At 38.5% G+C, this 12,525-nt stretch carries 9 protein-coding genes; 7 read left to right on the top strand and 2 right to left on the bottom strand.

Features of this window, described 5'->3' with window-relative positions; all coding sequences use genetic code 11:
* Positions 1-124 precede the first annotated feature (124 nt).
* The 5 genes from ACYVQ1_RS09040 to dltD are packed head-to-tail and all read left to right on the top strand — an operon-like array spanning position 125 to position 4,578.
* Positions 125-256, top strand: a complete 132-nt coding sequence (locus ACYVQ1_RS09040) for a teichoic acid D-Ala incorporation-associated protein DltX (protein ID WP_002885174.1) — start codon at positions 125-127, stop codon at positions 254-256.
* Between the two features lie 8 nt (positions 257-264).
* Positions 265-1,815, top strand: coding sequence for a D-alanine--poly(phosphoribitol) ligase subunit DltA (gene dltA / locus ACYVQ1_RS09035; protein ID WP_461250474.1), 1,551 nt, complete (start codon positions 265-267; stop codon positions 1,813-1,815).
* Positions 1,812-3,059, top strand: a complete 1,248-nt coding sequence (dltB, locus tag ACYVQ1_RS09030; protein ID WP_461250473.1) for a D-alanyl-lipoteichoic acid biosynthesis protein DltB — start codon at positions 1,812-1,814, stop codon at positions 3,057-3,059. The genes dltA and dltB overlap by 4 nt, the downstream gene beginning before the upstream one ends.
* 18 nt (positions 3,060-3,077) lie before the next feature.
* Entirely contained in the window at positions 3,078-3,317 is a 240-nt protein-coding gene (gene dltC, locus ACYVQ1_RS09025) for a D-alanine--poly(phosphoribitol) ligase subunit DltC (RefSeq protein WP_002891149.1), read from the top strand.
* Positions 3,310-4,578: a D-alanyl-lipoteichoic acid biosynthesis protein DltD gene (dltD, locus tag ACYVQ1_RS09020; protein ID WP_461250472.1), complete on the top strand. Its 1,269-nt coding sequence runs from the start codon at positions 3,310-3,312 to the stop codon at positions 4,576-4,578. The genes dltC and dltD overlap by 8 nt, the downstream gene beginning before the upstream one ends.
* A gap of 184 nt (positions 4,579-4,762) precedes the next feature.
* Here dltD and ACYVQ1_RS09015 read toward each other — a convergent pair whose 3' ends face one another.
* Entirely contained in the window at positions 4,763-7,399 is a 2,637-nt protein-coding gene (locus ACYVQ1_RS09015; protein WP_461250471.1) for a calcium-translocating P-type ATPase, PMCA-type, read from the bottom strand.
* Positions 7,400-7,616: 217 nt separating this feature from the next.
* A complete protein-coding gene (gene pabB, locus ACYVQ1_RS09010; protein ID WP_461250470.1) occupies positions 7,617-9,347 on the bottom strand; it encodes an aminodeoxychorismate synthase component I in 1,731 nt (576 codons plus the stop codon).
* A gap of 146 nt (positions 9,348-9,493) precedes the next feature.
* Here pabB and ACYVQ1_RS09005 point away from each other — a divergent pair, with 146 nt between their 5' ends.
* Positions 9,494-9,844 (top strand): hypothetical protein, encoded by a 351-nt coding sequence (locus tag ACYVQ1_RS09005; RefSeq protein WP_461250469.1) that lies wholly within the window; start codon positions 9,494-9,496, stop codon positions 9,842-9,844.
* A 254-nt stretch (positions 9,845-10,098) separates the two neighbouring features.
* Positions 10,099-12,348 (top strand): 5-methyltetrahydropteroyltriglutamate--homocysteine S-methyltransferase, encoded by a 2,250-nt coding sequence (gene metE, locus ACYVQ1_RS09000; protein WP_461250468.1) that lies wholly within the window; start codon positions 10,099-10,101, stop codon positions 12,346-12,348.
* Positions 12,349-12,525: the final 177 nt, after the last annotated feature.

Below are 12,525 nucleotides of genomic sequence, written 5' to 3'. Positions count from 1 at the left end.
TCACTAAAACCTATTGATGAAAAAGAAATGAAATTTAGTTATTTTTTCTTTTTTATTGGAAAAAATGGTGATAAGATGGTAAACTAGAGAGGATATTATATAAAAAAAGGTATCGAAAATTAGAATGTTAAAACACAAAAACGTCCTAGTATTTTTAGGACAAACCTTGCTTTATTTCGCCATTTTTATGGCCCTAATTTATCTCTACAATTACCTAGGACAAGGTCAAGGTAATTTTATCTATAACGAATTTTAGGAAGAATAATGACGAATACAAAAATTAAAGATATGATTGAAACGATTGAGCAGTTTGCTCAATCACAACCTGAGTTTCCTGTTTACAATATTTTAGGGGAAGTTCATACTTACGGTGACTTAAAAGCTGATTCGGATAGCCTAGCTGCCAAGATCGATAGTCTTGACATTCCAGAAAAATCACCTGTTGTGGTTTATGGTGGTCAAGAGTATGAAATGTTGGCAACTTTTGTAGCTTTAACTAAATCTGGTCACGCTTATATTCCAATTGATAGTCACTCAGCTCTTGAGCGCGTGACGGCTATCGTAGAAGTAGCAGAGCCTAGTCTGATTATTGCTATTAATGACTTCCCACTTGAGGATGTTCAAGCGCCAATCTTAACATTGGACCAAGTGACGACTGCTTTTGAAAGTAAGACTAGCTATGAAGTGACTCATCCTGTTAAGGGTGATGATACTTATTACATCATCTTCACATCAGGAACTACAGGTAAGCCTAAAGGGGTACAAATTTCTCATAAAAATCTCCTTAGTTTCACTAACTGGATGATTACGGACAAGGAATTTGCGACTCCAAAACGTCCCCAAATGTTGGCGCAACCGCCTTACTCATTTGACCTATCGGTAATGTACTGGGCACCTACATTGGCACTTGGAGGAACACTCTATGCACTTCCTTCAGCCATTACGCAGGACTTCAAGAAGCTCTTTGAAACGATTTTCTCACTTCCAATTGCTATTTGGACATCGACCCCATCATTTGCAGATATGGCAATGTTGTCTGAAGACTTCAATGCTGAGAAGATGCCGGAAATTACGCATTTCTATTTTGATGGAGAAGAGTTGACTGTCAAGACTGCTCAAAAGCTTCGCCAACGTTTCCCAGAGGCACGTATTATCAATGCTTACGGACCAACTGAGGCAACAGTAGCCTTATCAGCAGTAGCAGTAACTGATGAGATGCTAGCTAACCTTAAGCGTTTGCCGATTGGTTATACCAAGGAAGATTCACCAACTTATATTATCGATGAGGATGGGAAGATCCTTCCAAATGGTCAACAGGGTGAAATCATTGTATCAGGACCAGCAGTTTCCAAAGGCTACATGAATAATCCTGAAAAGACTGCTGAAGCCTTCTTCGAGTTTAATGGCCTTCCTGCTTACCATACTGGTGATGTAGGAACGATGACTGATGAAGGTCTCCTTCTTTACGGTGGCCGTATGGACTTCCAGATTAAATTTAATGGTTTCCGTATTGAGTTAGAGGATGTTTCACAAAACCTTAATAAGTCTAAGTACATTGATTCAGCAGTAGCTGTACCACGTTACAATAAAGACCATAAGGTTCAGAACCTCTTGGCTTATGTGATTCTTAAGGATGGCGTTCGTGAGCAGTTCGAACGTGATATCGATATTACTAAGGCTATCAAGGCTGACTTAGAAGATATCATGATGTCTTACATGATGCCAACCAAGTTTCTCTATCGTGAGAGTTTGCCTTTGACACCAAATGGGAAGATTGATATCAAGGGTCTTATCAGTGAGGTTAACAACCGATGATAGACTTCTTGAAACAGCTACCTCATTTAGAAGCCTACGGTAATCCCTTCTATTTCATCTACCTTGGATTAGCTCTATTGCCAATCTTTGTGGGCCTCTTCTTTAAAAAGCGTTTTGCGATTTATGAATGTTTGGTAAGTCTAGCCTTTATTGTTCTTGCTCTGACAGGAACACATGCTAGTCAATTACTAGCCTTGCTCTTTTATATTATTTGGCAAATCATCTGGGTTTATTCATACAAACATTACCGCAGTCAAAAAGATAATAAATGGGTTTTCTATTTACACTCGTTTCTTGTAGTCCTTCCCTTGATTTTTGTTAAGGTAGAGCCTGTGATAAATGGTACTCAGTCGCTTTTAAACTTTCTTGGTATTTCTTACTTGACCTTCCGATCAGTTGGAATGATTATCGAGATGCGGGATGGTGTCCTTAAAGAGTTTACACTTGGAGAGTTCCTCCGATTCATGCTCTTTATGCCAACCTTTACGAGTGGTCCCATTGATCGCTTCAGACGCTTTAACGAAGACTATCAAGCAATTCCTGAGCGAGACGAGCTTATGAATATGTTGGAGCAAGCTGTAAAATATATCATGCTTGGTTTCCTCTATAAGTTTGTTTTGGCGCAGATTTTCGGAAGTATGCTCTTGCCTTCACTGAAAGCACAAGCATTGGCTCAAGGTGGTATCTTTAATTTACCAACACTTGGTGTTATGTATGTTTTCGGTTTTGATCTCTTCTTTGACTTTGCGGGTTACTCGATGTTTGCCTTGGCAGCATCTAACCTTATGGGGATTAAGAGCCCAATCAACTTTGACAAACCTTTCATCTCACGAGACTTGAAAGAATTTTGGAATCGTTGGCATATGAGCTTGTCTTTCTGGTTCCGTGACTTTATCTTTATGCGTTTGGTTATGGTTTTGATGCGAAATAAAGTTTTCAAAAATCGTAACACGACTTCAAATGTGGCCTATGTCATTAATATGATGGTTATGGGATTCTGGCATGGGGTTACTTGGTACTACATTGCTTACGGTATTTTCCATGGTATTGGTCTAGGACTTAATGATGCCTGGTTGCGCAAAAAGAAGACCATTAATAAAGAACGTAAGAAAGCTGGTCTTGAGCCACTTCCTGAAAATAGATGGACGAAGGCTTTGGGAATCTTTATTACATTTAACACTGTTATGTTGTCATTCTTGATTTTCTCTGGATTCTTGAATGACCTCTGGTTCACTAAAAAATAAGTAAAGGAATTATAAAAAATGGATGTAAAATCAGAAGTTATTGAAATTATTGATGAACTCTTCATGGAAGATGTTTCTGACATGATGGACGAAGACCTTTTCGATGCTGGTGTTCTCGACTCAATGGGAACAGTTGAGCTAATCGTTGAATTGGAATCACGTTTCGATATTCGTGTACCAGTTTCAGAATTTGGTCGTGATGACTGGAACACAGCTAATAAGATTGTTGAAGGGGTAACGGAGCTTCGCAATGCTTAAGCGTTTATGGCAGATTTTTGGTCCAGTAATTTGTGCCTTGGTCTTGGTAGTGGTAGTTATATATACCTACCCACAAGGCAGAAAACATAGTTATGAGGCTGAAAAACGTAGTGCAGTAACACTGACAAATGAAAACTTTAAGAGTCGGATGAACAAAACTATAGCTCTTTCAGATAAGAAGCATCGATTTGTCCCTTTCTTTGGGTCAAGTGAGTGGTTGCGTTTTGATGCCCTTCATCCAGCTGTTTTAGCTGAAAAGTACGACCGTAACTATCGCCCATATTTTATTGGACAACGTGGAGCAGCCTCTCTAAACCAATATTTGGGAATGCAACAAATGCTTCCCGAATTGCAAAATGGTACAGCAGTTTATGTTTTATCTCCACAATGGTTTACTAAAAAAGGATACAATTCTGCGGCTTTCCAGCAGTTCTACAATAACGACCAACTTAGTAGTTTCCTAAGTCAAAATCAGACGGATGCAAATTCTCAGTATGCAGCTCAACGTATCTTAGAGATGAAGCCTGAGATTACTATGAAATCTCAACTTTCTAAAGTGGCTAAGGGGCAAGAGTTAAATTCACTTGATAAGACTTATATTCAATTTATGGCAGAGCTTAATAAGCGAGAAGATGCCTTGTTTAGTCCTTTAGCAGCCTCAAATAACGCTAATTACGAGAAGAAAGTTCTTCCTTATCTTAAAGAGTTGCCTGACAAGCTCTCTTATGAGGCACTTGATCAGGTTGCTGTAAGAGATGCAGAAGCCCATACCAAATCAAATGACTTTGGTATTGATGACCGTTTTTATAAGAAACGCTTATCTAAGAAGATTGGTAAACTTAAAGGTTTCCAGAAAAATCTTTCTTATGAAGTTTCACAAGAATACGGTGACCTACAGTTGGTGCTAAATCAATTTGCTAAGTCAAATACTAATGTCATTTTTGTCATCCCACCTGTTAATAGCAAGTGGATGGCTTATACGGGACTTAGTCAAGAAATGTATGATGCTACGGTTTCTAAAATCCGTTATCAATTGGAAAGTCAAGGCTTTACCAATATTGCAGACTTCTCAAAAGATGGAGATCAACCTTACTTTATGCAAGATACCATTCATATGGGATGGAAAGGGTGGGTAGCCTTTGACAAGGCTGTTGATCCATTTGTAAGTAATCCAACATCTGCACCTAGCTATAACCTGAACGACCGCTTTTATAGTAAGGATTGGGCAGGTTATACAGGGGCTCCTAGTCAGTTTAAGTAGAGTTACTTAATAAATCAGGATATAACAAAAAGGCTTATTAAAGCCTTTTTGTTATAGAGTAATAGGAGAATAATATTGCTCTTATTATTTTTTTATAGGTTACCTTCAGAATTTATTAAAAAGGATTGGGTTAATCCCCAATCCTTTTTGTCACCTTGAAGTTTTGTATTGCCTTAAACAGATCTTATTTGTTTTTAGTTAGAGCTTTTCGAATTAAATCTGCAGGGATAATCAAAACTGCGATAAGAAGAGCAACCATATAGTGTTCAACATCCATTGGAACGGTACTAAATACTTTACCACCGAATTGAATAATCAAGGTTTGAACGACAGCAATAGAAATCATTACAATTGAGAATTTTTTGTTTTCGCCGATATGTTCAAAAACATTGAATCCATTACTACGTGTGTTAAGTGAGTTGAAGATGACAGCATAGATAAATACTGTAAATGTGAATGTTGTTACCATTTCAAAGTTGCCAGTTCCATTTGTGATAAAGTCTTGGATACCACCAACATTTTTAAGAATGGCTAAGCATACAAGAGTAATGAAGACGCTGGCTACACCAATAGCAGATTTCATATATCCAGTAAGAATGTTTGCCTTCTTAGGAACTGGTTTTTCATTCATATAACGGTCTAGCGTAGGCTCTTCACCAAAGGCAAGGGCAGCAAGTGTGTCCATGATAAGGTTAATCCAGAGAATTTGGATAATTGTAAATGGCTCTTTGAGGCCCAAAAGTGGTGAGAGAAGTGACATGGCAATAGTCGTCACGTTTACGGTTAACTGGAAGATAATGAATTTACTTACTGACTTACTCATAGTACGTCCATAGAGGACGGCTTTTTCAATCGAAGTCAATGAGTTATTCAAGATAACGATATCTGAAGCTTCACGTGCAACTTCAGTACCATCACCCATTGAGAAACCGACATCAGCTGATTTTAGGGCAGGTGAGTCATTGACCCCATCACCTGTCATACCAGCGACCATATCAAGGTCTTGAGCTGCCTCAATAAGACGTTTTTTATCCATTGGAAGGGCACGACTTACCACTTTTAAGTGAGGCAATTGTTGTTTAAGTTCTTGATCTGAGAGGGCAGAGAGTTCATCGTGAGTAAGGACGAGGTCATTTTCTCCAGTGACGATACCGGCTTCTTTAGCGATAGCAACAGCGGTTTCTTTACGGTCACCAGTTACCATAACTACTTGAACACCCGCACGGTTCATTGTTTCAACAGTTTGTTTAATTGAAGAACGAACGTTATCACGGATACATACGATACCAATCAAGACTTTATCATTACCATCTGTATTTAGGATAGCAAGCAAACGCATTGAACGGTTAGCTTGTTCCAATGACAATACTTGGAAACGAGCTTTAATATCATCTGTAAAGTTTTGTTTATTACCATCTTTATCAAGATAGTAGTAGCAGTCATTTAGGATGAATTCTGGAGCACCTTTGATGTAAGTTTTTCCGTCCTTAGTCGTTACACTTGCGAATTTTGTTGCTGAGTTGAATTGTTGCTTCTCAGTAATTGTGTTCGTATCGAAATCAAGTTGAGAACGGCCAATAAGGAAATCAAGAAGTGCACGGTCAGTGGCATTACTACCAACAGCACTGCCATCAGCTACCATGGCATCGTTGTTAAGACCGATACCATTAATCATTTCAGCTTTAAGGCTATCTGACATTGTGTCAAAATCAGGCGCATCAGTTTCACCAGTTGCCGCATAAAGTGTACCATCAGCAAGGAAAAAGTCAACTACAGATAGTTTACCTTCTGTGATGGTACCAGTCTTATCACTGAAGAGGATATTCATGTATCCGGCTGTTTCAATGGTATCAGGATGGCGAACCAAGATATTTTGTGCTAAAAGTCGACCTGAGTTCATTGAAGAAACGAGTGCCAACATCATTGGTAGACCTTCTGGAACAGCCATGATGATGATTGTAACTGCAAAGAGAATCGTTTCAATGATAAGAAGGAAGATTGAACCACCATTGAGGTTATTAGCCTTATTAAGGGCAATAAAGCCTAAGACAAGGTTGATTACTGAGTATGCAGCACCTGCACTATAACCGAGGACACCGATATTACCAGCAAGCTTGTTAAGTTTCTCTTTAGATGGTGAATCTTTACTATCTTCTTGAAGAGAAGTATTGATGCTTCCAAGAACGGTGTTATCACCAATTTGTGTAGCTTCCATAACAGCTTCACCCGAAGTAACAACTGTACCACGGAAGACTTTGAGCTCTGTAAAGAGATCCGAAGAGTCTGGCTCTTTTTGATCACCAAGAGGAAGTTTTTTAGCATCTTCACTTTCACCATTAAGGACAGCTTGGTTGACTTTTAACTCACCTTCCAAGATGATACCATCAACTGGAATCTTGTCTCCTGATTGGAGGAGAATCTGATCACCTTTTACAATATCATCAACGAGAACTTCTTTAAGTTTACCGTCACGATAAACCTTAGCGTTAGTTTTTGAAGCCTCTTCTTGAAGAGTGTTGAATTTTTGCTCATTTCGGTATTGTGAGACTGCTGAGAATCCTGTAGACATCAAAATGGCGAAAATTAGTGAGATAGCCTCGTACCAATTAGCTTCACCAATAGCAGGGAAAATCATTCCAACAAAGTTGAAGATGATTTTTAATCCTAAGGCAGCCAAGAGGATAAGAATCCATTGATCTTGGAAGGCTTCGATAAAGATTGAGAGGAGCGAGTTAGCCTCTTTACTAGAAAGCCTATTATCGCCATGGGCGTTTTTACTTGCTTGAACTTCAGCAGAAGTCAAGCCTTTAAATTTTTTCATTTAAGGTTTGTATCCTTTCTAAATTGTTACTCAGTTTTAAGGCTAATAAATTTAAAGCCAAATAGTTCGTCATTTCAGTCAAGATAACTGGAATAACTATCAGTAAGTATTATACTTTATTTTACTACTAAATGGTTGATTTTTTAACCAATAGAAAATTGAAGTTTCTTTTGTCTTTAGTAGGTGTAGGAGAGTACAAAGAACTCGCTTCTTTTGTTTAGATATAATTATCTTTCTCCACCTTCAATTCATACAAGCCTCTCACCGCATTACATCCGTAGATGGCCTGAGCCTGTTTCAGATCTTTTACAGTCAGGACTTTTTCTTTCAGCTTATTTTCAGCTATAAGACTTTGTCTGTAGATGCCATTTAAGAGGCCGAGGTGAACTGGTGGTGTGTAGAGTTGGTCTTCGATTTTAAGAACGATGTTACCGATAGAAGTTTCTAGGAGTTGTCCCTCGTGATTATAATAGATTTGTTCGTGAGGTTCGATACTAAGGTGAGGACGGTAACTTGTTTTAAAGAAGGTATAGGGGCTATCCAAGGGATGTCTTTGATCAACTAACCTTGCTTGGCAAAAGTCATCAGATAAGTTTGTTAAATGGCTATGTTCAAACTTCAGTTCACCATCTTTTGCAAGGGACATTTTAAGACGGTAGTCTGTGTCAAGGTCTAGTGATTGACACAGAGTTTCGACTTGATAGTGCGCTTTTTCTGCATTGAAAGGATAGTCAAAGTATCGGCTACTCTCTTGTAAACGTTTTATATGCTCCTCCAGAAAGAGAAGTTTTCCTTGATGAATACGACCGGTAGAAATGAGATCGAATTTTGGGTTCTGACGGTATAGAACAGCAGCTTTTTGCTTGGTTTCTTCGTATTCGGATTCCCAGTTACTGTCCCAGGTAATTCCCCCTCCGACACCATAGATAGCCTTGGTTTCTTCCATTTGTAGTGTCCGAATGGCTACGTTGAAAATACTAGGTCCCTGTGGCACCAAGATTCCAATAGCCCCACAATAAACACCTCGAGGCTGTTTTTCAACCTTCTTAATAATCTCCATGGTTGCTATTTTGGGGGCACCTGTAATCGATCCGCATGGAAAAAGGGCTTGGAAGACATCGCATAAACTTCTATTTGTCAGGAGTTGCGTTTCAATTGTCGAAGTCATTTGCCAAACTGTAGAGTATTGTTCAACTTGGCAAAGGCTCTTGACATCTTCACTTCCTATTTTAGAAATACGATTCATGTCATTTCTAAGAAGATCGACAATCATCATATTTTCAGAGCGATTTTTCTGGTCTTGAGCTAGCCATCTTGCTTGTGCAAGGTCAGTTTCACTTGTTAAACCTCGATTGGTAGTACCTTTCATAGGACGAGTAGTCAACTTATCGCCATCTTTTTTAAAGAAGAGTTCTGGACTTATAGAAATGATAGAAACGTCATCGTGCTGAATAAAGGCATTGTAATCTGCATTTTGCTCAACAACCAATCGATTGTAGATGGCAAAGGGATCAGCTGTCAGGTTCTGTTGAAGTTGAACAGTATAATTGACCTGATAAGTATCACCTTGTCGAATATGGTGGTGTATATGCTCAATAGCAGTCTTGTATTCCTCAGCAGAAGTTAGCTCTTGCCAAGATTTTGGTAAGGTAATAGGGTCATAAGTAAGTGGAATAGGCTCTGTTTGAACAGTTTCATGAACAGTGAAGTAGAGGAGATACTCAGACATTAATGGACCATTAATAACCTGAAATTTTGTCTCGAAGGCAGGGGCTGCTTCATAGGAAACATAACCTACTGCATAATAACCTTCATTTTGATAGGCTTCGAGTTCATCTAAAAGGGGTTTGACTTCCTTAATGTCCTTTGTTTTTAGTTCTTTAATGGCGTCTGTAAAGATTTGTCTGACACCAAGTTCTTTAAAATCAATAACAGTTTTCTTATGCATACTTAGAGTATAACATAAGAAGTTTCCCTCTGGTTCTTTTTCATGTTTTAATTATCTTTCTCAAAATTTTAACCAAAAATGAACTTTTCAGATAGTTTTACATATGTTATAATGATAGGGACTAAAAGAAGATTTTAGAGGGAAATATGACTGAAAAAAATAACTTTGAGAAAGGCAACAGCAGCCTTTCAAACAATAAAATGAAGAAAGGCACTTCTAAGAATTCATGGAAGCACCAGATGTACGAGCTAGAAATAGCTATTGCTAGAGAGTCAAGTAACAAAAAAAGAAATGAACTCATTAAACTTCATAATGGCTATATGAGTGAGTATGATAGCTTAAAGAAACAAATCATATGGTTAGCCGTCTTGGGAATTTGTTTCTTATTAGTATTGGCAGTTTTTGGTTATTTTATTTGGAATAGTTACAATAGTGAGAATATGTCTTATACATCATCTAGGCTTCAAGAGAGGGTACTGAGCACTTATAGAGCTTAGTGTTCTGATCCTAGTAAATAATAGAGTCTCTAGACAAAAGTCTAGGGATTTTTTGATATAAAAAGGGATCTAGTAAGTTAATAAATATAGTTATTAGCTATAACAATATCTAAGCAAAAGGAGATAACGGAAGTCAGAAACCCCTTATTTTATAGGGTATAGTCTAAAACTATATATAGAGAAAACTAATAGCAATTATACAGCTACCCATTTCTTTGGTAAGATAAGTTCAACAACAAAGAGGAGGACACAAGATGTCAACTACTATCATTGGTTTCCCACGTTTGGGTGAATTCCGCGAATTAAAATTTACAACAGAAAAATACTTTAGAAATGAAATTACTGCAGATGAACTTTTAGCAGCAGCCAAAGACTTGCGTGCAAAACACTGGAATATTGTTAAAGAGAAGGGGATTACTGAAATTCCTTCAAATGATTTTTCACATTACGATAACTTCCTTGATGCAGCTTTCCTTTTCAACGTCGTACCTGATTCTGTTCAAAACTTAGATTTGACAGATCTTGAACGTTACTTTGCTTTGGCGCGTGGTTACCAAGGTGAAAAAGGGGATGTACGTGCCCTTCCTATGAAAAAATGGTTTAATACTAACTACCATTACATTGTTCCTAAATTTGAAAAAACAACAGAAGTTAAACTTGCTGGTCACAAGATTTTTGATGAGTACCAAGAAGCAAAAGAATTGGGTCTTAATACACGTCCAGTTGTGGTTGGACCATTCACTTTCCTTCAATTGTCTGACTTTGAAGATGGTGTAAAAGCTGAAGACTTCGTAGATAGCTTTGTTTCTGCATACCAAGATGTTTTTGCAAAATTGGCAGAGCTTGGTGCTACTCGTATTCAACTCGATGAGCCAGCTCTTGTTAAAGATTTGACATCTGAAGAAAAAGCTCTCTTCTTGAACCTCTACAACAAGCTCTTGGCTGATAAGAAAGGCCTTGAAGTTTTGATTCAAACTTACTTTGGTGATGTTCGTGATGTCTACAATGACCTTGTGAACTTGCCAGTTGATGGTATTGGTCTTGACTTTGTTGAAGGTAAGAAAACACTTGAATTGGTTAAAGGTGGTTTCCCAGCTGATAAGATTCTCTATGCCGGTATCGTCAATGGTAAAAACATCTGGCGTAACAACTACGAGAAGAGCCTTGCAATTCTTGAACAAGTTCCAGCTGAAAATGTTGTTTTGACAACCTCTTGCTCACTTCTCCACGTACCATTTACAACTGCTAATGAAGAATTTGAACCAGCTATCTTGAACCACTTCGCTTTTGCAGTTGAAAAATTGGGTGAATTGCGTGACTTGGATGCCATCCGCAATGGTCAAGGTGCAGAAGCACTTGCTGCTAACAAAGAAATCTTTGCGACTGAGCGTGTTGGTGAAAATGCTAAGCTTCGTGCTCGTATTGCAGGTTTGACCAAAGCTGATTACACTCGTTTGCCAGCGTTTGCAGAACGTGAAGCGATTCAAAAGGATGCTTTCAAACTTCCATTGCTTCCAACAACAACTATCGGTTCATTCCCTCAAACTAAGGAAGTTCGTGCTAAACGTTTGGCTTTCCGTAAGAATGAATTGTCACAAGAAGAATACGATGCTTTCCTTGCTGAAATCACTGATGAATGGATTAAATGGCAAGAAGAAGTTGGATTTGACGTTCTTGTTCATGGTGAGTTTGAACGTAATGACATGGTTGAGTACTTCGGTCAGAACTTGTCAGGTTACCTCTTCTCTAAAAATGGTTGGGTTCAATCATACGGTATGCGTGGGGTTAAACCACCAATCATTTGGGGTGATGTCACTCGTCTTAACCCAATCACTGTTAAATGGTCTAGCTACGCACAAAGCCGTACAGACAAACCTGTTAAAGGTATGTTGACTGGACCTGTAACTATCCTTAACTGGTCATTCCCACGTGAGGACATCTCTATTAAGGATTCGACTCTTCAAATTGCTCTTGCAATCAAAGACGAAGTGCTTGACCTTGAAGCTGCAGGCGTGAAAATTATCCAAATTGACGAAGCTGCTCTTCGTGAAAAATTGCCACTCCGTCGTAGTGACTGGTATGAGGATTACCTCGACTGGGCAATTCCAGCTTTCCGTTTGGTACACTCAACTGTAGCACCAGACACACAAATCCACACTCACATGTGTTACTCAGAATTTACAGATATCATCCCAGCCATCGACAACTTGGATGCTGACGTTATCTCATTTGAAGCTAGTCGTTCAAATCTTGAAATCTTGGATGAACTTAAAGCACAAAACTTCCAAACAGAAGTTGGACCTGGGGTTTACGATATCCACTCACCACGTGTCCCACAAGACGGTGAAATTGACCACACTATCGAAGCAATCTTGGCTAAAGTACCAAGTGGTAAAGTCTGGATTAACCCTGACTGTGGTTTGAAGACTCGCGGAATCAAAGAAACTAAAGAAAGCTTGATCAAGCTTGTAGAAGCTGCAAAAGCAGCTCGTGAAAACTTGTAAGCAGAAGTTATCATACGTTGAAGACCTTCTTCCTTAAGTGTAGAAGGTTTTCAATAGCTAATAATATTCTAAAGATTTTTGCAAGCAGGCTATGATTAACAAGTGTACGCTACTTATGAAGTCAGTAGGCACTTAAAACTGCTTTTGTCTTAACAAAAATCTAAAAAGAAGAAGGTA

The organism is Streptococcus parasalivarius, from assembly GCF_054785155.1.
Note: the sequence above shows the minus strand (reverse complement) of the source record. Positions and strands in the feature narration are given on the sequence as shown.

Excerpts from the sequence above, each read along its gene's own strand:
- dltA (WP_461250474.1), top strand. The coding sequence starts at position 265 with ATGACGAATACAAAAATTAAAGATATGATTGAAACGATTGAGCAGTTT.
- dltC (WP_002891149.1), top strand. The coding sequence starts at position 3,078 with ATGGATGTAAAATCAGAAGTTATTGAAATTATTGATGAACTCTTCATG.
- pabB (WP_461250470.1), bottom strand. The coding sequence starts at position 9,347 with ATGCATAAGAAAACTGTTATTGATTTTAAAGAACTTGGTGTCAGACAA.
- ACYVQ1_RS09005 (WP_461250469.1), top strand. The coding sequence starts at position 9,494 with ATGACTGAAAAAAATAACTTTGAGAAAGGCAACAGCAGCCTTTCAAAC.
- ACYVQ1_RS09040 (WP_002885174.1), top strand. The coding sequence starts at position 125 with ATGTTAAAACACAAAAACGTCCTAGTATTTTTAGGACAAACCTTGCTT.
- dltB (WP_461250473.1), top strand. The coding sequence starts at position 1,812 with ATGATAGACTTCTTGAAACAGCTACCTCATTTAGAAGCCTACGGTAAT.
- dltD (WP_461250472.1), top strand. The coding sequence starts at position 3,310 with ATGCTTAAGCGTTTATGGCAGATTTTTGGTCCAGTAATTTGTGCCTTG.
- metE (WP_461250468.1), top strand. The coding sequence starts at position 10,099 with ATGTCAACTACTATCATTGGTTTCCCACGTTTGGGTGAATTCCGCGAA.
- ACYVQ1_RS09015 (WP_461250471.1), bottom strand. The coding sequence starts at position 7,399 with ATGAAAAAATTTAAAGGCTTGACTTCTGCTGAAGTTCAAGCAAGTAAA.